The sequence below is a fragment of the Streptomyces sp. NPDC031340 genome, from assembly GCF_055569945.1.
This window is the reverse complement of the sequence record NZ_JBVIIE010000066.1, coordinates 1-23330: the sequence shown is the minus strand read 5'-3', so window position 1 is coordinate 23330 and position 23330 is coordinate 1. Positions and strand designations below refer to the sequence as shown.

Below are 23330 nucleotides of genomic sequence, written 5' to 3'. Positions count from 1 at the left end.
CACCACTCTCCCCCCTCCCCCCCCCCCCCCCCCCCCCCCACTCTCCCTCCCCCCCCCCCCCCCCCCCCCCCCCCCCCCCCCCCCCCCCGCTCCCGCTGACCGCGGTCCCCTGCGCCACCTCTTGAACTCCCACACCGGGGAGTCCACCATGGGAGCGCTCCCAAAGATCCCCGCCCCGGGAGCCACCCCACAGTGACTCAGGAGCCGCTCATGCCCCCCTCCTTGTCGTTACGCAGGCGCAGAACCCTCCCCACGTTCCTGCTGGCCGGTTCACTCCTCCTCGGCGGTCTGCTGACCGCACCGGCGGCCGCGGGACTCGCCGCCGCCGCGGCGGCGACCACGGCCGTCGAGGTCAACCAGGTCGGTTATCTGCCGGACGGCCCCAAGCGCGCCACCGTCGTCACCACGTCGTCGTCGGCGCTCACCTGGCAGTTGCGCACCGCCTCCGGCACCGTGGTCGCCTCCGGTTCGACCGTCGCGCGCGGCGCGGACAAGCCCTCCGGGCAGTCCGTCCAGGTGGCCGACTTCTCCTCGTACAAGGAAACCGGGTCGGGGTACGTCCTGACGGTGGACGGCAGCACCAGCGACCCGTTCGACATCCGCGCCGACCTCTACGACGGGCTGCGCTCGGATTCGATGGCGTTCTTCTACCACCAGCGCAGCGGCATCGCCATCGAGTCCTCCCTGGTGGGCTCCGCCTACGCGCGCCCGGCCGGGCACCTCGGCGTCGCGCCGAACAAGGGCGACACCTCCGTCCCCTGCCAGTCCGGAGTCTGCGACTACACCCGGGACGTCAGGGGCGGCTGGTACGACGCGGGCGACCAGGGCAAGTACGTGGTCAACGGAGGCATCTCCACCTGGCTGGTCGTCAACTCCTTCGAGCGGGCAAAGCGCGCGGGCACCGACGCCGCGCTGGGCGACTCCACCCTGCGCGTCCCCGAACGCGGCAACGGCGTGCCGGACGTCCTGGACGAGGCGCGCTGGGAGCTGGAGTTCCTGATGCGGATGCAGGTGCCCGACGGCAAGCCGTACGCGGGCATGGCGTTCCACAAGGTGCATGACGCCGCCTGGACCGGGCTGCCGACCCGCCCCGACCAGGACACCCAGGTCCGTGAACTGCACCGCCCGTCCACGGCGGCGACCCTGAACCTCGCGGCGACCGCCGCGCAGTGCGCCCGGGTCTACCGGCCGTACGACGCCGCGTTCGCCGACCGCTGCCTCGCGGCCGCCCGCAGGGCCTGGACGGCGGCGCAGGCCAACCCGGCCATGTACGCGCCGGATTCGGACAGCACGGGCGGCGGCGCCTACGGCGACACCCAGGTGAGCGACGAGTTCTACTGGGCGGCCGCCGAGCTGTACGCGACGACCGGCGAGAGCGCCTACCGGGACGCGGTCACCTCCTCGTCCTGGCACACCTCCGCGAGCGCCTTCACCCCGTACGGCTTCGGCTGGGCGGACACGGCCGCGCTCGGCCGGCTCACCCTGGCCACCGTGCCCAACGGGCTGCCCGCGTCCGACCTGGCCCGCATCCGCTCCTCGGTGACCTCGGCCGCCGACGGCTACCTGTCCACGATGGCCGGGCAGGGCTACGCGGTGCCCATCCCCACGGACGGCTACTTCTGGGGCTCCAACAGCGAGCTGGCGGACAACGCGGTCGTCATGGCCGTCGCCGGTGAGCTGACCGGGGACGGCCGCTACCGGGCCGGTGTCCTGGAGGCGATGGACTACCTGCTCGGCCGCAACGCCATCGGCCAGTCGTACGTGACCGGGTACGGCGAGACGTCCTCGCACAACCAGCACCACCGCTTCTGGGCGCACCAGCTGGACGCCTCACTGCCCAACCCGCCGGCGGGTTCGCTCGCGGGCGGCGCCAACAGCGGCCTGCAGGACCCGGTGGCGCAGGAGAAGCTGGCCGGCTGCGCGCCCGCCGCGTGCTACATCGACGACATCGGCTCGTACTCCACCAACGAGGTGGCCGTCAACTGGAACGCCCCACTGGCCTGGCTCGCCGCCTACGCGGCCGAGCGGTCGTCGGGCGGGGGAGACCCGCAGCCCACGGCGTCCTGTGCGGTGACGTACAAGGTGGACAACGCCTGGAACGACGGGTTCACCGCGACGGTGACCGTCAAGAACACCGGCTCGACCGCGGTCGACGGATGGAAGCTGGCCTGGAGCTATCCGGGCGGTCAGCGGGTGACGAACGCCTGGAACGCGACCGTCACGCAGAGCGGCGCCGACGTCGTCGCCGCCGACCTCGGCTGGAACGGGGCGATCGCGTCCGGGGCGTCGGTGAGCTTCGGGTTCCAGGGCTCGCTCAGCGGGAGCAACCCCGCGCCCACCGCGTTCTCCCTGAACGGAAGCGCCTGCTCCTGACCCTGGGGGCGCCCGGGTCCGGCCCCCGGGGCCAGGGACCCGGGCCTGGGCGGCCGGACCCCACCGAACCGCCGGACCGCCGCCCCGCCGCGGACACGCGGCGGGGCGGCAGTGCGCTCAGGGCGCGTGCTTCTCCGTGGGCACACGATGCCGTTCAGGGCGTGCGAGGCGGCACAGTGACGGCGGCGAGGGCGACGCCACGCCGCGGGCGTGGACTCCACGGGCACGTGCGGCCTGAGTCTCCTCGGCCGCGAAGTGCTCCAGGTCCGGGTCGGCTCCTTCGGGCCGGCGCAGGAACAGCGGCGAGGACGCGCGAAGGCGGTGGGCGGCGCCGTTCGCCCGTGGATCAGCGGGCGCGGACCGCCGTCTCCCGGGGCAGGCTCTGCTCGCACCAGATGGTCTTGCCGCGGCGGGTCTGCCGGGTTCCCCACCGCTGGGTCAGCGCGGCGACCAGCATCAGCCCCCGGCCTCCCTCGTCCGACAGCCGCGCCCGGCGCAGGTGCGGAGCGGTGTTGCTGCCGTCGGTGACCTCGCAGATCAGTGTGGTGACGTTGAGCAGCCGCAGGCGGACCGGCGGCTCGCCGTGCCGCAGCGCGTTCGTGACCAGTTCGCTGACCACCAGTTCCGTGACGAAGCCGAGCTCCTCCAGCCCCCACCGGGCCAGCCGTTCCCCGGCCCAGGCGCGCGCCGTCGCCACGGCGGCCGGATCGTTCGGGACGTCGAGGGTGGCCTCCTCGTCCGCGTCGAAGGTGCGGGTGCGGGCGACGACCAACGCCACGTCGTCCGTGTGGGCCGACGGCACGACCGTGTCGACGACGTGGTCGCACACCTCCTCCAGCGCGCCCGGCGGGTGCGACAGCGCCGAACACAGACGCCGCAGGCTCAGGTCGGCGTCGGACGGGTCCAGCAGCCCGTCGGTGTACAGCGCCAGCAGGCTTCCCTCGGGCAGTTCGACCTCGGCCGCCTCGTACACCCCGTTGCCCAGGCCGAGCGGCGGGCCGGGTGGCAGCCGCAGCAGTCCGGCCTCGCCGTCGGGCGTCACCACGAACGGCGGCGGATGGCCCGCCCGGGCGGCCGCGCAGGTGCCGGAGACCGGGTCGAAGACGGCGTAGAGGCAGCTGGCGCCCAGTTCGGCGGCGTCCGCGGACGAGCCGTCGTCGACCGGGGCGCTCTGGTCGACCAGGTCGTCGAGATGGGTCAGCAGTTCGTCCGGCGGCAGGTCCACGTCGGCGAGCGTGCGCACCGCGGTGCGCAGTCTGCCCATGGTGGCCGCCGCGCCCAGGCCACGGCCGACGACGTCGCCGACCACGAGCGCCACCCGGGCGCCCGACAGCGGGATCACGTCGAACCAGTCGCCCCCGGCCCCGCCGGCCCCGTTGGCGGGCAGGTAGCGGGAGGCGGTCTCGACCGCCATCAGTGGCGGCAGCCGGCTGGGCAGCAGGCTCCGCTGCAGGGTCAGCACGGCCGAGCGCTCCCGGGCGAAGCGGCGCGCGTTGTCCAGGCACACGGCGGCCCGCGCTGCCAGCTCCTCGGCCAGCAGCCGGTCCTCTTCGCTGAACGGTTCCTCCCGGAGGCGCAGCAGGACGGTGACGCCCAGCACGGTGCCCCTGGCCCGCAGCGGCAGGCTCATGATCGACCGGTAGTCGTACTCCCGGACGAGGTCGGCGCGGGCCGGCTGGTCGTTCAGCCACGCCTGCGCGGCGGGATCGGTGAACAGGTGCACCACCGTGCGCCCGGTCGCCATGCTGCGCACGGCGGGCGAGTGGGACGGATAGAAGTCGACCTCGCCCGGCTGCAGCAGGGCTTCGGGGGCGCCGGGGTGTATCGAGTGGTTGGCCACCCGGCGCAGGGCGACCTGCCCGGTGAAAGGGCCGGGCTCGTCGCCCATCAGCAGGGTGTCGAGCAGGTCGACGTTCACCCACTCACCCAGCAGCGGCACGAGCTCCTCGGCGAGTTCCTCGGCGGTGCGCCGTACGTCGAGGGTGCTGCCGATGCGGGTTCCGGCCTCGTTCAGCAGGGCCAGCCGGTCCGGTGCGCCGCTCCGCTCGGACACGTCCTCGGCGGTCAGGCACAGGCCGGTGACGGTGCCGTCCGGGCCGCGCAGCGGGTCGGCGGCGACGGAGAGGTACCGCTCCCTTTCCGGGGCGGCGGGCACCCTGCTGCGGATCCGGGTCGCCGGGGCCGGCTCGCCCGTGGCGAGCACCTGCCGCATGCGCGCCTCCCAGGCGGCGGTCTGCGGGCCGGGAAGGATCTCCGTCACGCGCCGCCCGAACCAGGTGCCGTGGTCCGCGGCACCGGTGAGCCGGGCCATGGCCGGATTGTTCCGTACGCAGCGCAGCGATGTGTCGTACACCGAGAGGGCGACCGGGTGGCCGGCGAAGAGCCAGGCGAGGACCGCGGCATCGCTCGGCGGTGACGGCTGCGCGGACGGCGGTCCGGCGGAGACCTGGCCGTCCGGCGGATCCCGCCGGCTCCGCTGCCCGGCCCGGACTTCTTCGTACGTCATGCCCGCCGCCTCACCGGATGCTCGTACGCACGGAGCGTGTTCTCCGAGTCCTCCTCCCCAAGTATGCGTCCGCCCCACGGACGCAACAATGCGGTGCGTCCGGTGCGCCGCCCGAAAAGGCTGCCATAATTCGTGCCGTGCAACAATTGTCGTGGGATCTCCTGGTGAGTCACGCGGGGCGGCACCGAGCGCCCCCGGATCGGGCAGAAATCGCGCACGCCAGGAATCTCTGCGATCGGCATCAATTGCAATATGAGCGAGAGCTTCGGCAATTGGATCATGGGACGTGACGAAGAGATGTTCCCGGTGATCATCACGGCGAACATCGCCTGCGGCTTCCACGCGGGCGATCCGACGGCCGTACGGCCGACCAGTCGCACGGCCGACCGGCACGGCATCACGGTCGGCGCCCGCCCCGGCCACCATCGCCTGGAGGGGTTCGGCCGACGCCGGATCCCGCCCAGCCCTGACGGGACGCGCACCCTTTTCACCTGCCGGCCGGCACGCTGCGCGCATCCCTGGACACGGAGGGCATACCCAATGTGCGACGTGAGCTATGACGAAAACGGCACCTTGCCCATCAAAAGGAAAATCATCGGGACCGATATGGATTCCACGCTCGGTCGGGTGCGGCAATTCCTGAAGAGCGGTCAGGTGCACACCGAGGCGGAAAATCTCGTGGACATGACGGCGGGCAGTATCTGCGTGCACGGCGACGGTGACCATGCCGTCGAACTCGCGGCGGCGGTCCGGCGGACGGTCCTGGACGCGGGTGTCGCGGTCGAGGCGGTGCCGGCATGACGGCCCGTCCGGGGGTGCTCACCGAGCCCCCGAAAGGAACGCACTACACCTTCGGCGGCGACGAGTGGATCGTCGTCCAGCTGAGCGAGGCCATGAGCCTCGACGTCAACCTCAAGGCGCAGGTGCTCACCCGGGCCCTGGCCGAAAAGGCTTTGCCGGGCATCATGGAGATCTGTCTGTCGAACGCCTCCTACATGGTGCGCATCGACCCGGACGTCGTCCATCCGGCCGACCTGGTCGAGCAGTTGCGGGAGATCGAGGACGCCAGCTCGGACTTCCGGTCGATCACCATCCGCACCAGGATCGTGGACGTCCCGGTGCTGTTCGAGGACGAGTGGACGGCTGCGACGGTACGGCGGTTCCGTGACCGTCACCAAAGGCCGGACCTGACCGACCTGGAGTTCGCCGCGGAGCTCAACGGATACGCGAGCACGGGCGAGTTCATCGACGCCATGGTGTCCGCCCCGGCGCTGGTCTCGATGACCGGGTTCGTGCCGACCGTGCCGTGGGGTTACCAGCTCGTCCCGGAGGCACGTCAGATCGAGGTGCCCAAGTACGTGCGGCCGCGCACCTTCACTCCCGAGCGGGCCTTCGCCTGGGGCGGTGCCTTCTCCGCCATCTACCCGGTGGACGGGGCCGGCGGCTACCAGCTGTTCGGGATGTGCGCCACCCCCATCGTGCAGCCCGAGCAGACCCTGTACGACTTCCGCGACAGCTTCTCCTTCCCCAGCCCGGGAGACCTGTTCAACTACCGCAGGATCGAGCGCGAGGAGTTCGACGAGATCCGGGCCCGGGTCGCGGAGGGCTCGTTCCGCTACCGCCTCGAAGAGCTCGACTTCACCCCCGCCGAATGGTTCGCCCGTCCCGACGAGACCGTCGCCGCCATGCAGGAGCTGCTCTATGCCGCTTGAGATTCTGCGCCCCGGACTCATGACCACCGTCCAGGACGAGGGGCGCACACAGGGCTACGCGCTGGGCATGCCGCCGTCGGGCGCCATGGACCGCTTCAGCTACTGCGTGGCCAACGCGCTGGTCGGCAACCCGCCGGGGGCCGCCGTGCTGGAATGCACCTATCTCGGTCCGGAGGTCGGCTTCTTGGAGGCCACCACCTTCGCCGTCACCGGTGCCGACCTGCCCGTCACCCTCAACGGCGAGGGGATCCAGCCCTGGGCCTCGCACCGGGCCGAGGCCGGTGACGTCCTCGGTTTCGGCTTCCTGAGGTCGGGCGCCCGCGGCTACATCGCGGTCGCCGGCGGGATCGACGTGGAGCCGGTGATGGGCTCCCGGTCCACCTACACCCTGTGCGGGATGGGCGGCTTCCGAGGCCGGGCGCTGATGGCGGGGGACCTGCTGCCGGTGGGCACGGACACGGCCGGCACACCCGGACGCAGCCTGCCGGCCGGCCTGGTGCCGGACTTCGCCGGGCCTGCCGAGCTGCGCGTGGTGGTCGGACTGGCCAGCTACCGGGTCACCCCGGACAGCCTGGCGGCGTTCTTCGAGACCGAGTGGCGGGTCACGCCGGACGCCAACCGGGTGGGCTACCGCTACCGGGGCGGCGCCGTGGAGTGGGTGGAGCGCACCCAGCCGCGGGGCGCCGGCAGCGACCCCGCCAACGTGGTGGACACCGGCTACCCGATCGGCTCCGTCCAGATCCCCGGCGGGACCGAGCCGATCGTTCTGCTCAACGACGCGGTCACCGGCGGGGGCTACGCCACGATCGGCACCATCATCAGTGCGGACATCCCGGTGGCGGGCCAGACCAAGACCGGGGACGTGACCCGGTTCGTTCCGGTGTCCATCGACGCGGCGCTCGGCGCCCGACAAGAAGCCAGGGCCCGGCTGGCCAAGGCACGCGAAGCCGCCGAAGCCCGGTCCGCCGGACCGGGCCGATCCTGAAAGGACCGCGTATGAGTGAGGAAAAGGCCGTTGCGGCCCCGTTCCCCGGCGTGTTCTACCGCCGCCCCGACCCCGAGTCGCCGCCCTACGTTCAGGTCGGCGACACCGTGGACGCTGGCACGGTGGTCGGGCTGATCGAGGTCATGAAGATGTTCCAGGAGATCCAGGCCGGGGCGTCCGGCCACATCACCGCGGTCCTCGTCGAGAACGAGCAGGCGGTCGATGCGGGCCAGACCCTTCTCACCGTGGACTGATCCGTGAGCACACGGACGGCACCCCTGACCCGGGTCCTGGTGGCCAACCGCGGTGAGATAGCCGTGCGCGTCGTGCGGGCCTGCCACGACCTGGGCGTCGAGGCCGTCGCCGTCCACTCGGCGCCGGACGCCGAGGCGTTGCACGTCCGGGCGGCCGACGCGGCCGCCCTCATCGGCGGCCCGCAGGCCAAGGAGAGTTACCTGCGCATCGACCGCGTGGTCGCCGCGGCACTGGAGCACGGCTGTCAGGCCGTTCACCCGGGATACGGCTTCCTCGCGGAGAACCCGGAGCTGGCGAGGGCCTGCGCCGAGGCGGGACTGGTCTTCATCGGCCCGGCCGCCGAGGTGATGGAGGCCGTGGGCGACAAGGTGCGGGCACGGGAGATCGCCGAACAGGCGGCGGTACCGGTGATCCCGGGCAGCGGAAGCCTTCCTTCGGTGGACGATGCCGTCGCCTTCGCCGAGCGGGTCGGGTTTCCGGTCATGCTCAAGGCCGCGGCGGGCGGTGGTGGCCGGGGAATCCGCCGGGCCGACGACGAGGCGTCGCTGCGGACCTCCTTCCCCCAGGCGGTGCGCGAGGCGGAGGCGGCCTTCGGCGACGGATCCGTCTTCCTGGAGAAGTGCGTGATCGACCCGCGCCACGTGGAGGTGCAGATCGTCGCCGACCACCTCGGGAACGTGGTGCACCTCGGCGAGCGGGAGTGCTCGCTCCAGCGCCGCCGGCAGAAGCTGGTGGAGGAGAGTCCCGCCCCGCGGCTCGCACCGCAGATCCGGGAGGAACTGTGCGCGGCGGCCGTCCGGCTCGCCAAGCAGGTGGGCTACACGAACGCGGGCACGGTGGAGTTCCTGGTCGACCCGCACTCCGGGGAGTTCTACTTCATCGAGGTCAACGCCCGGATCCAGGTGGAGCACGGAGTCAGTGAACTGGTCACCGGCGTCGACATCATCGGAGAGCAGCTCCGCGTCGCGGCGGGCCTTCCGCTGAGCGTGACGCAGGACGACATCACCATCCGGGGGGCGGCGATCGAACTGCGCGTCAACGCGGAGAACCCTCGCCAGAACTTCTTCCCCTCACCGGGGCAGGTGACCCGGCTGAGGTGGCCGGGCGGTCCGGGCATCCGGGTTGACACTGGACTGGAGGAGGGCGACCGGATCCAGCCCTACTACGACTCGATGATCGCGAAGGTGCTGGTGACCGGCCGGACCAGGGAGGAGGCGGTGGCCCGGGCCCGCCGGGCGCTGCGCGAGCTGGCCGTCGAGGGCGTCCGCACCACCTCCGAGCTGCAGCAGTCGATCCTCGACTGGGACGCGTTCACGGACGGCGCCTTCCACACCGGGTCCCTGGACGAGTTCATCGCCTCCTGGACCGCGTCCTGATCACCGGCCGGCCTGCACGCCTCTCCTTTCCGGCAGGCCGGACGAAAGGTGAGCCGTGTCCTGTCCCGCACTGTCAGGCGAGCAGGTCCAGACAGTCGAAGGACACCCCCGGGCTCAGGAACCCGGTGCCCGTGGAGCCGCTGACGATCGACAGCTTGAGCACGTTGTACTGGCTCGTGTCGGTCTGCCACGCGCCGGCGGGGACGCTGTACGAGAGGGTGACGTTGTTCTCCCGGTAGGTGCCCACCGTCAGCGAGCGGGTGGACGGCTGCGTCGGCGCGGCGGGCGTCGAGGACGTCCAGGAGTTGACGCTCACCTGGGGCCGGCCGCCGATGTAGCCGGCGGTCAGGCCGATCCGCAGGGTGTGCGCCGCGGCCGCCTGCGCCGCGGTGAGCTTGAAGTACACCAGCAGATCGTTGTTGACGTCCTTCCACATGTAACAGGGGAAGGTGGACGCCGAGGAGGAGCCGACGACGTAGTTGCCGGTCCAGGCGGCGGCGCGTACGTCGGAGGGGTGGGCGGTGGTCATCAGGTCGGCGTTCTTGAAACCGGCCGGAGTGCCGTTCCAGTCACCGATCCGCCAGATGACGGAGGCCTTCGAGGGGTCGCTGCTCACGGTCAGGGTGTTGACCGTGGTGGTGCTGCCCGCGGTGACCGTCACCGAGGTGGTGGCGACGGCCAGTTCGCCCTTGAAGACCGTCAGCGTGTAGGTGCCGGGCAGCATCTTCTCGCAGGTGTAGGCACCGCTCGACGACGCCGATGCCCAGTACTGGGCAGTGGAGTTGGAGAAGCCGACCGTGTACGGCACCGACGTGTCCATCCCGGAGATGCCGTTGCCCACCACCCGGCCGCGCCCGCTGCTGCCGACCCAGCCGGTCAGGCCGAGCGAGTCGACCCAGGAGGTGTCCAGGTTGCGGGCGTACAGCGAGCTGGAGGGCGTGCCGCCGTCGGTGAAGTTCAGCAGGTACGGGCCCTGCAGTCCGTAGCGGGTCACGTCGCTCTGCGCCATCGAGTACTGCAGGATCTCGTAGAAGTCCTGCGCCGCCGTGGTCGATCCGCGCAGCAGCGAACGGTAGAACGGCCCGCCGGACGCCTTCTCGTGGTTGCTGCGCAGCAGCCACAGCCCGACCGAGCCGGTGGTCTTGCCGACGTAGTCGTAGTCCATGGTGCGCAGGCCGGAGTAGTGCTTGGAGTGCGTGGTGCCGTCGGTGGACCGCCAGATGTCGGCGGCCTCGATGACCGTGCCGGTGGTCTCGTCCCAGGCGTCCGGACCGGTGTTGGGGAAGATGTTGGGCTTGATCCGGACGATGTACCGGCCGGCGTTGACCGAGCTGTCCGCCTTGTAGGTCCACATGTAGACGGTGTTCTGTCCGCTGCGCGCCGCGTAGTAGTGCTTGAGCGTGCCGTGGACGACGGTCACCAGGATGGTCGAGTTGACGGTCGCGATGGTCACCGTGGAGGCGCCGAGGCCGGACTCGACCTGGGAGTTCTTGCCGGAGTAGCCCTGGTACTCCACTCCCCGGTACACCAGCGACACCAGGTCGCCGGTGGAGTGGTTGACCTTGAACACCAGGTTGGCGCCGGTGTCGATGACGTAGTTGGTGCCGTCGTCGGACCAGCCGAACCCGGCGGCGCGCGCGGAGCCGGCCAGCGGGCCGACCCCGGCGAGGGCCGCTGCCGCGGCCGCTCCGGCGAGAGCCGCCCGGCGTGTGAGGTGGCCCTGAGGGGGTGTGGGTGTGGCTTCAGTTGACGACATGTGCGGGTGTTCCTCTCTGTGGGGGTGCGCCATGTGTTCGGTGGGGCAGGTGTTTCGTGGGGTGTGCCATGTGCGCCACCGGCGCCGGTGAGGTACTGCCGCCCCTGTCGGGGTCAGCCGGGCACGTCGGGCCTGAGCAGGCCCTGTGCGCGGAGCTCCTTCCACAGCTCCTCGGGTACGTGCTGCCGGTGGAGGTCTGTGTTGCGCACCACCTGCCGCGCGGTGCGCATGCCGAGGGTGACGTTGACGACGGCGGGGTGCGTGAACGGGAACGCGATGGCCGCGGCGGGCAGGGTGGTGCCGTACCGCTCGCACACGTCCGCGATCGCCGTGGCCCGGGCGATCAGCTCCGCCGGGGCCTCCCGGTAGTCGAACGTCATCCCGGGCTCGGGCCGTTCGCGCGACAGCAGGCCGGAGTTGAACACTCCGGCGGCCACCACGCTCTTGCGCTGCTCCACGGCGGCGGGCAGCACGTCGTCGAGCGCCGACTGGTCCAGGAGGGTGTACCGGCCGGCCACCATCACGACGTCCGCGGCGGTCTCGCGCAGGAAACGGGCGGGCAGGGCCGACTGGTTCATGCCCGCGCCGATCGCCCCGACCACTCCCTGGTCGCGCAGGTCCGCCAGAGCCGGCATGGCCTCGTCCGCGGCCTGCCGCCAGTGCTCGTCCGGGTCGTGCAGGTAGACGACGTCGAGCCGGTCGGTTCCCGTCCGCCGGAGCGTGTCCTCCAGGGAGCGCAGGACGCCGTCCCTGCTGAAGTCCCACTGCCTGCGCAGGTCGTCGGGGACGGCGAAGCCCTCGCTGTCGAGACCGCGCGGGTGCTCGTTGGGGACGAGGAGCCGGCCCACCTTGGAGGAGAGCGCGTACGCGTCGCGCGGACGGGTGGCCAGGAACGCGCCGAGGCGCGTCTCGGACAGCCCCAGTCCGTAGTGCGGCGCGGTGTCGAAGTACCTGATGCCCGCGTCCCAGGCGGCCTCCAGCGCGGCCGTCGCGTCGGCGTCGGGGGTGGGCCGGTAGAGGTTGCCGATCACCGACGCCCCGAAACCCAGCTCGGTCAGCAGCACCGGGGTGGTACCGATGGGGCGTTGTCGCACGATGTCCTCCGCGGTGGTGCGTCGGGGTGAGCGTGGGGGCGGGGGTGGAGTCGGGTCAGCGCCTGACATGGGCGGTCCCCCCGGTCATCAGCCACTCCACCTCGGCGAGCGAGGCCATCGAGACGTCCCCCGGAGTGGTCATGGTCAGGGCTCCGTTGGCGGCCCCGTAGGCCAGCGCGCTCGCCGGGTCGGCCGAGATCAGCAGGCCGTAGACGAAGCCGGCCGCGAAGCCGTCCCCGGACCCGACGCGGTCCAGGACCTGCAGACCCGGCATGTGCGGGCCGGCGAGGTATCCCGTCTTCCGGGACCAGGCGGCGCACGACCAGTCGTTCACGCCGGCCGAGGGCACCTCGCGCAGTGTGGTCGCGAGGATGTCGGCGTCGGGCACCAGGGCCGCGACGGCGGCCAGCGCGTCGGGCACCTCGTCGGGCGCGACGCGCTCGGCGCCGGGTCCGGGGCCCGCCAGGCCGAGCGCGCCGACCACCACGTCGGCGTGGCGCGCCAGCCGCAGATCCACCTCCCTGGCCCGCGCGGCGCCCCCGCGGCCGGCCCACAGGCTGGCACGGTAGTTGGGGTCGTAGGACACGGTGACCCCGTGTCGGCGGGCGGCGGCCATGGCCTCGTCCGCCACCTCGGCCGTGGAGTCGGAGAGCCCGGCGAAGACGCCTCCGGTGTGGAACCAGCGCACGCCGCGGGAGAACACGACGTCCCAGTCCACGTCTCCGGGCCGGAGGCCGGAGACGGCCGTGTGCGCCCGGTCGCTGACGCCGAGCGCGCCGCGGATGCCGAACCCCCGCTCGACGAAGTTCAGGCCGTTGCGGGCCCGGCGGCCGATCCCGTCGTCGGTCACCCAGCGGATCAGCGAGGTGTCGACGCCGCCCTGCAGGACGAGGTCCTCGACCAGCCGCCCCACCTCGTTGTCCACCAGCGCCGTGACCACGGCGGTGCGCATTCCGAAGACCCGGCGCAGGGCCCGTACGACGTTGTACTCGCCGCCGCCCTCCCACACCCGGAAGGTCCGCGCGGTGCGGATGCGGCCCTCGCCGGGGTCGAGGCGCAGCATGACCTCGCCGAGCGCGAGGACGTCCCAGGCCGGGTCGGTGGCCGTCATGAGGCGCTCCTCGCGACGGCCTCGGCGGTCAGCCGCCGGATCCCGGCGAAGTCACCGCGTTCCAGGTGCTCCCGGGTCGCCATCCAGCTGCCGCCGACCGCCGTCACCGCGGGGTGCGCCAGGTATCCGGCCAGCTGCCCGGGGCCGATACCGCCGGTGGGCACGAACCTGGCGTCCGGGAAGGGGGCGGCCAGCGCGGCCAGCGTCCCCAGCCCGCCGAGGGGTTCGGCGGGGAAGAGCTTCACGGTGCCGATCCCGGCCCGCAGCGCGCGGTGGAGTTCGGTGGCGGTGGCGACGCCGGGCAGGACGGGCACGCCCAACTCCCGGCAGCGCGCGACGACCTCGGCGCAGAAACCCGGGGAGACCACGAAACGCGCTCCCGCTGCCACGGCTCGGTCCACCTGCTCGGCGGTCAGCACCGTGCCCGCGCCGACGGTGAGGCCGCCGTGGGCGGCCATGGCCCGTATCGCCTCCTCGGCCGCCGGGGTGCGGAGGGTGACCTCGGCGCAGCGTGCCCCGCCGGCCACCAGGGCGTCGGCCAGCCGGTCCGCGGTCGCCGCCGACGGCACGGACAGCACGGGCACCAGCCGGGCCCCGCCCAGCACCGGGGTCAGCTGATCCGTCATCGGCCCAGCCATCCGCCGTCGACGGGCAGGACGGCGCCGTGCACATAGGCCGCCGCGTCCGAGGCCAGGAACACCGTCGCCCCGCCGAGGTCGTCCGCCGAGCCCCAGCGCCCGGCCGGGATGCGGTCGAGGATGGCCGCGCTGCGGGCCGGGTCGTCCTGGAGCGCCTGGGTGTTGTCGGTGGCGATGTAGCCCGGCGCGATGGCGTTGACGTTCACGCCGTACGGCGCCCACTCGTTGGCCAGCGCCTTGGTCAGACCGGCGACGCCGTGCTTGGCGGCGGTGTAGCCGGGAACCGTGATGCCGCCCTGGAAGCTGAGCAGCGACGCGGTGAAGATGATCTTGCCGCGGCGGCGGCTGATCATCCCCGCGCCCAGGGCCCGGGCCAGTGTGAACTGGGCCGTCAGGTTGACCTGGAGCACGTGGTCCCAGTCGGCGTCGCTGTGTTCGGCGGCCGGTGCACGACGGATGGTGCCGGCGTTGTTGACGAGGATGTCGACGGGGCGTTCCCGGGCGGCGAGTTCCGCGCCGAGGGCGCGTACCGCGTCGGGGTCGGCGAAGTCGGCGCGGATCGCCTCGAAGGTGCGTCCGGCGGCGACGACGTCGTGTTCGACGTCGCTTCCCTTCTGCTCCAGACCGGCGCTGACGCCGATGACGTCCGCGCCGGCCCCGGCCAGCGCCCGGGCCATGGCGCGGCCGATGCCGCGGCGGGCGCCGGTCACCACGGCGAGGCGTCCGGTCAGGTCGAAACTGCTCATTCCGCGGCCTCCACAGCCGTGTCGTCGCATCGCACGAGGACCTTCATGACGTCCGCGCCGGATTCCAGGGCCAGGAAGGCCGAGGCGGCGTCGGCCAGCGGCACCACGCGGCTGATGAGCCGGCCGGCCGGGATCGTTCCGTCGGCGACCAGCGCCACCGCCCTGGTGAAGTCGGAACGTTCGTACAGGCGCGCGCCGACCAGGACGAGCTCGCGCCAGAAGAAGCGGTGCAGGTTCACGGTGCGCGGTGCCGGGTGGATGGCGACCTGGCAGAGTCGGCCGCGCACTCCGAGGACCTCGACGGCGGTGTCCACTCCGGCCTGCGCGCCCGAGACCTCGAAGGCGACGTCGGCGCCCGCGCCGGAGGTCCACCGCTCGACCAGTCCGGGCACGTCGTCGGCCGCCGGGTCCCAGGTCTCGATGCCCAGTTCCCCGGCCAGGCCGCGGCGGTGCGCGCTCAGCTCGGTCAGCCGGACGTCGGCGCCCGCGGCGGCGGCGACCAGGGCGATCAGGATGCCGACCGGACCCCCGCCCACCACCACGACCCGCTCGCCGGGACGGACGTCGGCCCGGCGTACGTCGTGGACGGCGACCGCGGTGGGTTCGACGAGAGCGGCGTGGTCCAGGCGCAGTCCCTCGGGCAGCCGTACCAGCGTGGACGCGGGCACGGTCCACCGCTGCTGCATGGCGCCGGGCGAGTCGATGCCGATGAAGTCGAGGTGCCGGCAGACGTGCTGGTTGCCCGCCCGGCACGCGGCACAGGTGTCGTCCCACCGCAGGGGCATCACGGTCACCGCGTCGCCGGCCTGCCAGCCTTCGACGCCGGATCCCACCGCGGTGACGCGCCCGGACATCTCGTGTCCCAGCACGGCGGGCCGGCTGACCCGCCCGTCCATGTCGCCGTGGAAGATGTGCAGGTCGGTGCCGCACACGCCGACGTAGGCCGGGGCGAGCTGGACCTCGCCGGGGCCGGGAGGGGCGACCGTGGCGGAACCGGTGTCCACCGTACGGGCCTCGAGGTAGCGCGCTGCGAGTGCGCTCATGAGCAGGTTCCTTTCGGATCAGGCGCGGGGCCGGACGCGGTCCGACCAGACGGGCCCGTCGGGGTAGCGGTAGGCGTCGAGCGAGGCGGGCAGCATCTCGGCGCCCAGCCCCGGCGCGGTCGGGGCGAGATAGTGGCCGTCGACGACGTGGACCGGGTGGCGGAAGTGTTCGTGCAGGTGGTCGACGTACTCGATGACCCGGTCGTCCAGGGTCCCCGAGACCGCGACGTAGTCGAACATGGACAGGTGCTGCACCATCTCGCACAGGCCGACCCCGCCGGCGTGCGGGCAGACGGGGACGCCGTACTTGGCCGCGAGCAGCAGGATGGCGATGTTCTCGTTGACGCCGCCGACCCGCGCCGAGTCGATCTGGACGACGTCCACCGCGCCGGCCGTGAGGAGCTGCTTGAAGACCACCCGGTTGGCGACGTGCTCGCCGGTGGCGACCTTCACCGGCGTCACACCCCGGCGGACGGCGGCGTGGCCGAGGATGTCGTCCGGTGAGGTGGGTTCCTCGATCCAGTACGGGTCGTAGGGGGCCAGGTGCCGCATCCAGTCGATCGCCTCCGCCACCTCCCAGCGCTGGTTGGCGTCCACCGCGATGCGGATGCCTGCGCCGACGGCCTCCCGGGCCACCCGCATCCGGCGTACGTCGTCCTCCAGCGAGGCGCCGACCTTCAGCTTGATCTGGGTGAAGCCGTCCGCGACCGCCTCCTTGGCGAGCCGGGCGAGCTTCTCGTCGGAGTAGCCGAGCCAGCCCGGCGTGGTGGTGTAGGCGGGGTAGCCGCGTTCCGTCAGGCGCTCGATCCGCTCACGGCGCCCCGGTTCGGCACGGCGCAGCAGCTCCAGCGCCTCGTCGGGCGTCAGCGCGTCGCCGAGCCAGCGGAAGTCGACCTGGGAGAGCAGCTGTTCGGGGGTCATCTCGCCGAGGAAGCGCCACACCGGGAGTCCGGCGCGCTTGGCGGCCAGGTCCCAGGCGGCGTTGACGACCGCGCCGACGGCCATGTGGATGGCGCCCTTCTCCGGTCCCAGCCAGCGCAGTTGGGGGTCGTGGACCAGGGTTCCGGCGAAGCCGCCGAGGTCGTCGCAGACGTCCGCCACCCGCAGGCCCACCACGTGCGGGGCGAGGGCCGCGATGGCGGCGGCCTGGACATCGTTGCCGCGCCCGGTGGTGAAGGCGAGGGCGTGTCCCTCCAGGCCGTCACCGGCGTCGGTGCGCAGCACGACATAGGCGGCCGAGTAGTCGGGTTCGGGGTTCATGGCGTCGGAGCCGTCGAGGTGTTCGGACGTCGGGAAGCGCACGTCCAGCACCGCAAGGTCCGTGATACGGGCGGAGGAGGGCGTCGAAGACATGGGTTACTCCTGGGGAGCGGGCCGGGGCCGCACGGGTATTGGTTCTGCCGCGAGGTCACGAGTCGCGGGGATCGGTCGGGGGCTGGGTCAGGGCAGCGGCACCTGCCTCCGTTCACCCGCGGTCAGGCGGAGCGCGGTCTCCGTCCCGCCCCGGCGCACGACCACGTCCCTGTCCGAGTCCGCGGTGAGCACGACCTGCTGGAGCGTTCCGTCCCGCCACGAGGCGTCCACGGTCACCCCGCCGCGTGCGCGCAGTCCCCTGAAGTGCCCCGTCGCCCACTCGTCGGGCAGGGCCGGGAGCAGGTGGATCCGGGTGGTGGCGGCGTCCGAGGCGTGCGACTGCAGCAGCATCTCGGCCACCCCCGCGGTGAACCCGAAGTTGCCGTCGATCTGGAAGGGCGGGTGCGCGCAGAAGAGGTTGCGGTAGACGCCGGCGGGTGCCGTCATGGACGGTTCCTCGGAGGCGTCCTCCGCCATCGGGGCCAGGAAGCCGCGGACCAGGGCGGCCGCGCCGGAGGGGTCCTGCAGCCGGGCGCGCAGTGCCAGGCGCCAGGCGAGGGACCAGCCGGTGCTCTTCGGCCCGCGTTCCTCGAGGGTGCGCAGGGCGGCCGCGGCGAGGGCCGGGGTCGACTCCGGGGTGATGCCGCTGCCCGGGTAGACGCCGACCAGGTGCGAGGTGTGCCGGTGGGTGGGTTCGGTGTCGGACACGTCCGAGGACCACTCCGCCAGCCGTCCGTCGGGCGCGACCCGCTCCGCCGGGAGTGCGGCCAGGGCGTTGTGCGCGCGCTGCCGCCAGTCGTCGTCGGCGGCGGCGGTGCCGTGCGGTGCGAGGGCTGCGAGCGCGTCGAGACCGCGTTCCAGTACGTCCCGGACGAGCGCCAGATCGGAGGTGGTCGACGTGGAGAGGGCGGCGGGTTGTCCGTCCGGGGCCAGGTAGTGGTTCTCCGGTGACGTGGCGGGCGCGGTGCCCAGGGTGCCGTCCGGGCGCTCGGTCAGCCAGTCGAGGCAGAACGTGCCCGCGTCCCGGATCAGCGGCCATCCGGTGCGGCGCAGGAAGGTGGTGTCCCGGGTGTAGTCGTAGTGGTCCCACACGTGCCGTACCAGCCACGCGGCGCCCAGCGGCCAGAAGGACCAGCACGGGTCGGCGTCGCCCTCGCCCGCCGGCAGGGCGAACCCCCAGGCGTCGGAGTTGTGGTGCAGGATCCAGCCGTCCGCCCCGTACAGCTCCCGCGCCGCCTCCTCGCCGCGCGGCCGCACCGCCGCCAGCCAGTCCAGCAACGGCCGGTGGCACTCGGCGAGATGGGTGACCTCGGCCGGCCAGTAGTTCATCTCGAGGTTGATGTTGGTGGTGTAGTTGCTGCTCCACGGCGGTCGGACCCGGGCGTTCCAGATGCCCTGGAGATTGGCGGGCAGCGTGCCGGGACGCGAACTGGCCAGCAGCAGGTAGCGCCCGTACTGGAAGGCCAGGGCGGCGAGGCCGGGGTCCGGCTCCCCCTCGGCGAACCGGGCGACGCGGTCCGCGGTGTCCCGGTTCCCGGTCGCGGGCGCGGCGGCCAGGTGCAGCTCCACGCGGTCGAAGAGGCGTCGGTGTTCGGCCTCGTGGTCCGCGCGCGCCGCGGCGAGTCCGGCCGCCGTGCCGGCGGTGCGCGCCAGGTCGTCCAGGTGGCGGGCGAGGGCCCGGCGCATCCGGCCGACGTCGCCGTGCGGGTCGGTCAGCGGGCCGCCGTAGTCGGTCCGGGTGGCGAGCAGGACGGTGATCCGGGTGGCGCCGGTGACGACGAGGCCGCCGTCCTCGGCGCGGACGGTTCCGTCGGTGAGGACGCGGACCCCCACCAGGGCGGTGACGGCGGCGCCGGGCGCCTGGTCGTAGCGCACCGGGTCCGGCAGGGACTCGTGCGGGGGCACCACGTGGGAGGGCATGCGGACCAGCGCGTCGAGACTGCCGCCGGCGCCTTCCTCGGCGGTGGCCTCGGTCCGCGTCGTCGGGTGCGGCGAGGTGAGCGTCACCGTGGTCGCCGGGAGCGTGGCGGGCCGGGCCGGGTCACCTGCGTCCTGGGCCGCGCGGTGCACGAACAGGGCCTGGCCGGGCGCGCTGACCCAGGCGTCCTGGACGACGCGGACGCCGTCCGTCAGGTAGGAGTGCGAGGCGGTGGCGGTGCGCAGGTCGAGGGAGCGCGTGTACTGGCCGTGCTCGCCCACCCGATGGCTCAACTCGAGGTCCACCAGGGGCTGGTAGGCCTGGCTGTGGCCGTGCTGGAGCCGGCTGACGGCGCGTTCGGCGGCGCGTACGTCTCCCGCCTCCAGGGCGGCACGGGCCTCGGCGACGATCTTGGGCCCCTCCCCCGGCCCGATCAGCGGGGTTCCGGACGCCGTGGCGGGCGATCCCGACCAGCAGGTGTCGTCGTTGATCTGCAGCCGGTCGGTCGCCACACCGCCGAAGCACATGGCTCCGAGGCGTCCGTTGCCGAGGGGCAGCGCGTCGGTCCAGCGCCGTGCCGGGCGGCTGTCGCGCAGGGCGGCCGGCGTGTGGACCGGCGTGTCGGCCGACGTGTGGTCCTGGGTCACTCTTTGGTCGCTCCGCTCGTGAGACCGCTGATGATGTAGCGCATGCCGAACACCACGACGAGGACCGCCGGGACCGCCAGCAGAACGAGGCTGGCGTTGTAGCGCGCGATGTCGGTGGGCGATGCGCCCAGGCCGGTGTTGAGGCTCATCACCGCCTGCGCCGCCGTCTGCAGGGAGGTCTTGCGCAGGAAGACCGAGGGCCACATGAAGTCCTGGAGGGACCAGACGAAGCACAGGATGGTCAGGTTGACGACGGCCGGACGGCACAGCGGCAGGAAGACGCTGCGGAAGACCCGCAGGTGTCCGGCTCCGTCGAGCGCGGCGGCCTCCAGCACCGCGGCGGGCACGTTGCGGCCGAAGTTGCGCATCAGCAGCACGCCGAAGGGGATGGTGATGGCGGCCTCGGGCAGGGCGACGCCCAGATAGCTGTCGAAGAGCCCCAGTTCGTTGTTGATGCGGTAGGCCGGGACGATCATGGCGGCCGCCGGTATCGCCAGGAACAGCAGCGCCATCGAGAAGGCGATCTCGCGCCCGCGCCAGACCAGGACGGAGAAGGCGTAGCCGGCCGCGGTGGACACGCTCACCACCAGCGTGGCGTGCAGGAGCCCGACGACGAACGTGTTCAGGTACGTCTGCGGGATCGAGATGCCGCCGACCGGGTCGGTGAAGAGGGAGACGTAGTTGTCGAGGCCGTGCACCTCGAGGGATTTGCGCAGGGCGGCGTACATCGGGAAGGCCCACAGCAGGCCCAGCACGATGAGCACCGCGTACATGATCCGCCGGTCGCGGGCCGTGGTGACGGCTCCGCGCAGGGTGGTCTCGTGGCCGCTCATCGACGGCCTCCGCGTCGGGGGCGGGTGATGAGCATCTGCGCGACGGAGATGACGAAGGCGATCAGCAGCACGACGACCGCGGCGGCGGCCACGAATCCGGTGCGCGGGCCGGGGTCGGTGCTGAAGCGGTACAGGAACGTGCCCACGATCTCGGTGTGGCCGGCCGGGCCGCCGCCGGTGGAGAACAGCACCACCTCGAGCGAGCGGAACGAGCCGAGCAGCAGGGACAGGACGACCGTGATGTGGGTCGAGGTCATCATCGGGTAGACGATGGACCGCATGATCCGGAACGTTCCCGCGCCGTCGAGCAGTCCGGCCTCGACGACCTCGATGGGAACGGCCGACAGGTCGGCCGTGTAGTACATGACGGGCAGTCCGATCAGATAGCAGAAGAGGACGGCGACGACACCGAAGGCGAGACCCGGGTCGGTCAGCCAGGGGCTGGCCAGTGATCCGAGCCCGACCGAGCGCAGTGTCTCGTTGAGGACGCCGAAACGCTCCTGGAGCATCGATCCGAACACCGTCGACACCAGGGACAGCGGCATCAGCGACGGCACCAGGAACAGCACGTACATCAGCCGCTTGGGCCGCAGTCCGGCGCTGATGGCGTAGGCGATGAAGTAGGCCAGGGTCAGCGCCGCCGCGATGCTGATCACCGCGAAGAGCAGGTTGTTGAGGACGGCGCCGCGGAAGGTGTCGCTCTCCCACAGCAGCCGGTAGTTGTCCACGCCGACGGACACCGCGTCGGTGAAGGAAAGGCTCACCCGGGTGAAGCTGGTACGGATCAGGAACCAGAATCCGTACCCGAAGAACACCAGGTAGATCAGTACGAGGGGGGCCAGGAAGGCGAGCGCGGCGCGCCCGCCTCCCGGTCTGCCCCGCCCTGCGGTCGGGGTGGTCACGTTCTCTCCTTGACGCGGTGTCAGTTGTACAGGCCGCTGTCGAGGTCCTTCTGGCCCTTGTCGGCGGCCTGCTGGGCGGTCATCCGCCCCCGCGCGACTTCCAGGACGTATCCGCCGACGACGTCGGAGAAGGAGCTCATGTTGTTGCGGTCCGAGCCGGCGTGGTTGATGAGGTCGACGATCGTCGCGTAGCCCTGGGAGGCGAGCTTGTCGTCACCGAGGACGCCCTGGTCGAGCTTCCAGCCGGCCGCCGAGGGGACGAAGCCCAGGTCGCCCGCCCACAGGTCGACGCCCGCCTTCTCCTGCGTGGCGAAGGAGATGAACGCGGCTGCCGCGGCGGGGTTCTTGGCCGCCTTGGGGATGCCCCAGGTGATGTCGAGGAAGGAGCGCAGCGACCGCTTCGAGGCGTCGTCGGCGGGCACCGGGATCACCCCGACGGACGGCACGGAGATGTCGTTGGCCTCGCGGTACTCCTTCTTCAGCAGCGCCGCCTCCCACGAACCGTTGCAGACCATGGCCGCCTTGCCGGTGTCGAAGGCGTTCATCGCGTCCGTGTAGCCCATGTCGAGGCCGGCGCGCTGGAGCGTTCCGTCCTTGTACAGCCGGCCGTAGCGCTCGAGGGCCGAGACGTAGGCCGCGCTGTTCCACGGCTTGCCGTCGTAGCGGACGGAGTTGAAGAAGCCGGGGTCGTTCTGGCCGGCCATGGTGAGGACGAACTCGTCCTCGAACCAGGTGTCCTTGCCGGAGGGCTTGACCAGGGTGAGGGTGCCGGGGTGCTTGGCGTGCAGCGCGTCGGTCAGCTTGCGGACGTCCTTCCACGTCTGGGGCGGCTGCACGCCGGCCTCGTCGAGGAGCCCGGCGTTGTAGAAGCAGACGGCGGAGCCGGTGGAACCGAACGGCACCGAGTAGACCCCACCGCCCTTGTACAGCTTGCGGATCTGCGCGACGGTGGCCGGCCGGTACCCGTCCAGGCCCTTGGCGAGCTTGCTCTGGTACGCGGACACCGGCAGCAGCTTCTGCTGCACCTCGGCGGCGAACTGGCCGGGCTGGACGCCGAGGACGTCGATGCCGTCGCCGGCGTTCAGCGCCAACTGGGCCTGCTGCTTGTAGTTGTCGCGGCTGACGACCTTGGAGTGGACCTTGACGCCGGTCTTCTTCTCGAAGGCCGCGGCGAGCTTCTTCATGGCCTCAATGCCGGGCGCCCCGTCCCAGGTCCATACATTGATGGAGCCCGCGACCTTGCCGGTGACCTTGGCGGTGTCGCCGTCCGACGGGGATCCGCCGTCCGCGGAGGTGCCGCAGCCCGCCAGCAGCAGTGCGGCCGTCACCGCCAGGCCCGCGGCTCTCGCACGGCTCCGCGACGGCCTGTGGTGTGTGTTCACGTTCATGGTTCCTCCATCGCCTGTCGTGATCGACAGACCTTCGCCAAGTGGTTGGACCACTGCGGTTGTAGTTCGCTCGCGCCCCGCCGAGCTTCGGTCATTGAAGCCCCGTAATAATCTGGTGTCTAGACGCACGGAGGAAGATTTCTTGAGGAGTGACTTTGCGACACGGAGCGAAAGTGGTTCGACCACTTGGCCGGACGGTATGCCTTCCGGCCGGAACGATAGAGTGATCGCCATGGAGCCGACGCAGGCATCGGCGGGTCGTTCCGCCTCCGAATGGGCACTGCACCAACTGCTCGACCTGATTCAGAGCGGCTCGCTGGGGCCCGGTGACCGGCTGCCTCCCGAACGGAATCTCGCCACGCGGCTCGGCGTCTCCCGGGGCATGGCGCGCGAGGCGATCAGTGCCCTGGTCACCATGGGCGTGCTCGAGTCCCGCCACGGCGCCGGCGTGTTCGTCACCTCGCTGGAGCCCGCCACCGTGCTGCCGCGGCTGGTTCCGGTCGTCGGGATCATGGCCGGGAACCATCCCGCCGACATGGCACGCCTGCACGCGCAGATCGAGGAGGCCGCGGCGGGGGGGGGGGGGGGGGGGGGGGGGGGGGGGGGGGGGGGGGGGGGGGGGGGGGGGGGGGGGGGGGGGGGGGGGGGACAGGGGGGGGGGGGGAGGGGGGGGGGAAGGGGAGGGGTGGGGGAG

At 72.2% G+C, this 23330-nt stretch carries 19 protein-coding genes; 7 read left to right on the top strand and 12 right to left on the bottom strand.

Features of this window, described 5'->3' with window-relative positions:
• The first annotated feature begins 210 nt into the window (after positions 1-210).
• The gene (locus ACZ5GT_RS34935; RefSeq protein ID WP_469034492.1) at positions 211-2373 is read left to right on the top strand and encodes a glycoside hydrolase family 9 protein; all 2163 of its coding nucleotides are present in this window, start codon (positions 211-213) and stop codon (positions 2371-2373) included.
• A gap of 346 nt (positions 2374-2719) precedes the next feature.
• Here the strand turns inward: ACZ5GT_RS34935 and ACZ5GT_RS34930 are convergent, their stop codons facing one another.
• Positions 2720-4879: a SpoIIE family protein phosphatase gene (locus tag ACZ5GT_RS34930; protein ID WP_469034490.1), complete on the bottom strand. Its 2160-nt coding sequence runs from the start codon at positions 4877-4879 to the stop codon at positions 2720-2722.
• A 198-nt stretch (positions 4880-5077) separates the two neighbouring features.
• On the opposite strand from ACZ5GT_RS34930, the gene ACZ5GT_RS34925 reads away from it, so the two are divergent.
• From ACZ5GT_RS34925 to ACZ5GT_RS34905, 5 genes are read left to right on the top strand one after another with little or no spacing between them, the layout of a single operon-like run.
• Complete coding sequence (locus ACZ5GT_RS34925) at positions 5078-5680, top strand: LamB/YcsF family protein (RefSeq protein WP_469034533.1); 603 nt, start codon at positions 5078-5080, stop codon at positions 5678-5680.
• Positions 5677-6591, top strand: a complete 915-nt coding sequence (locus ACZ5GT_RS34920) for a 5-oxoprolinase subunit B family protein (protein ID WP_469034487.1) — start codon at positions 5677-5679, stop codon at positions 6589-6591. The genes ACZ5GT_RS34925 and ACZ5GT_RS34920 overlap by 4 nt, the downstream gene beginning before the upstream one ends.
• On the top strand, positions 6581-7576 hold the full coding sequence (locus ACZ5GT_RS34915) for a 5-oxoprolinase subunit C family protein (RefSeq protein WP_469034485.1): 996 nt from the start codon (positions 6581-6583) through the stop codon (positions 7574-7576). The genes ACZ5GT_RS34920 and ACZ5GT_RS34915 overlap by 11 nt, the downstream gene beginning before the upstream one ends.
• A gap of 11 nt (positions 7577-7587) precedes the next feature.
• Positions 7588-7830: an acetyl-CoA carboxylase gene (locus ACZ5GT_RS34910; protein ID WP_469034483.1), complete on the top strand. Its 243-nt coding sequence runs from the start codon at positions 7588-7590 to the stop codon at positions 7828-7830.
• 3 nt (positions 7831-7833) lie between these two features.
• Entirely contained in the window at positions 7834-9207 is a 1374-nt protein-coding gene (locus ACZ5GT_RS34905) for an acetyl-CoA carboxylase biotin carboxylase subunit (protein WP_469034481.1), read from the top strand.
• 73 nt (positions 9208-9280) lie between these two features.
• Here the strand turns inward: ACZ5GT_RS34905 and ACZ5GT_RS34900 are convergent, their stop codons facing one another.
• The 11 genes from ACZ5GT_RS34900 to ACZ5GT_RS34850 form a co-directional block, all read right to left on the bottom strand.
• Positions 9281-10963 carry a rhamnogalacturonan lyase B N-terminal domain-containing protein gene (locus ACZ5GT_RS34900; RefSeq protein ID WP_469034479.1) on the bottom strand — a complete coding sequence of 561 codons (1683 nt, stop codon included), beginning with the start codon at positions 10961-10963 and terminating at the stop codon, positions 9281-9283.
• 113 nt (positions 10964-11076) lie between these two features.
• Positions 11077-12057 carry an aldo/keto reductase gene (locus tag ACZ5GT_RS34895; protein ID WP_469034476.1) on the bottom strand — a complete coding sequence of 327 codons (981 nt, stop codon included), beginning with the start codon at positions 12055-12057 and terminating at the stop codon, positions 11077-11079.
• Between the two features lie 55 nt (positions 12058-12112).
• Positions 12113-13168 (bottom strand): PfkB family carbohydrate kinase, encoded by a 1056-nt coding sequence (locus ACZ5GT_RS34890; protein ID WP_469034474.1) that lies wholly within the window; start codon positions 13166-13168, stop codon positions 12113-12115.
• Positions 13165-13794 (bottom strand): bifunctional 4-hydroxy-2-oxoglutarate aldolase/2-dehydro-3-deoxy-phosphogluconate aldolase, encoded by a 630-nt coding sequence (locus ACZ5GT_RS34885; protein WP_469034472.1) that lies wholly within the window; start codon positions 13792-13794, stop codon positions 13165-13167. The genes ACZ5GT_RS34890 and ACZ5GT_RS34885 overlap by 4 nt, the downstream gene beginning before the upstream one ends.
• Positions 13791-14552, bottom strand: coding sequence for an SDR family oxidoreductase (locus ACZ5GT_RS34880; protein WP_469034470.1), 762 nt, complete (start codon positions 14550-14552; stop codon positions 13791-13793). The genes ACZ5GT_RS34885 and ACZ5GT_RS34880 overlap by 4 nt, the downstream gene beginning before the upstream one ends.
• Positions 14549-15595, bottom strand: a complete 1047-nt coding sequence (locus ACZ5GT_RS34875) for a zinc-dependent alcohol dehydrogenase (RefSeq protein WP_469034469.1) — start codon at positions 15593-15595, stop codon at positions 14549-14551. Before ACZ5GT_RS34875 ends, ACZ5GT_RS34880 begins: the two co-directional genes overlap by 4 nt.
• An 18-nt stretch (positions 15596-15613) precedes the next feature.
• Positions 15614-16948, bottom strand: coding sequence for an enolase C-terminal domain-like protein (locus ACZ5GT_RS34870; RefSeq protein ID WP_469034467.1), 1335 nt, complete (start codon positions 16946-16948; stop codon positions 15614-15616).
• An 87-nt stretch (positions 16949-17035) separates the two neighbouring features.
• The gene (locus tag ACZ5GT_RS34865; RefSeq protein WP_469034465.1) at positions 17036-19513 is read right to left on the bottom strand and encodes a glycoside hydrolase family 95 protein; all 2478 of its coding nucleotides are present in this window, start codon (positions 19511-19513) and stop codon (positions 17036-17038) included.
• On the bottom strand, positions 19510-20346 hold the full coding sequence (locus ACZ5GT_RS34860) for a carbohydrate ABC transporter permease (protein ID WP_469034462.1): 837 nt from the start codon (positions 20344-20346) through the stop codon (positions 19510-19512). The genes ACZ5GT_RS34865 and ACZ5GT_RS34860 overlap by 4 nt, the downstream gene beginning before the upstream one ends.
• The gene (locus tag ACZ5GT_RS34855; protein ID WP_469034459.1) at positions 20343-21248 is read right to left on the bottom strand and encodes a carbohydrate ABC transporter permease; all 906 of its coding nucleotides are present in this window, start codon (positions 21246-21248) and stop codon (positions 20343-20345) included. Before ACZ5GT_RS34855 ends, ACZ5GT_RS34860 begins: the two co-directional genes overlap by 4 nt.
• 20 nt (positions 21249-21268) lie before the next feature.
• Positions 21269-22636 (bottom strand): ABC transporter substrate-binding protein, encoded by a 1368-nt coding sequence (locus ACZ5GT_RS34850; protein ID WP_469034457.1) that lies wholly within the window; start codon positions 22634-22636, stop codon positions 21269-21271.
• On the opposite strand from ACZ5GT_RS34850, the gene ACZ5GT_RS34845 reads away from it, so the two are divergent.
• The coding region (locus tag ACZ5GT_RS34845) for a FadR/GntR family transcriptional regulator (RefSeq protein ID WP_469034531.1) at positions 22635-23330 on the top strand (696 nt) is incomplete at its 3' end. The genes ACZ5GT_RS34850 and ACZ5GT_RS34845 overlap by 2 nt on opposite strands.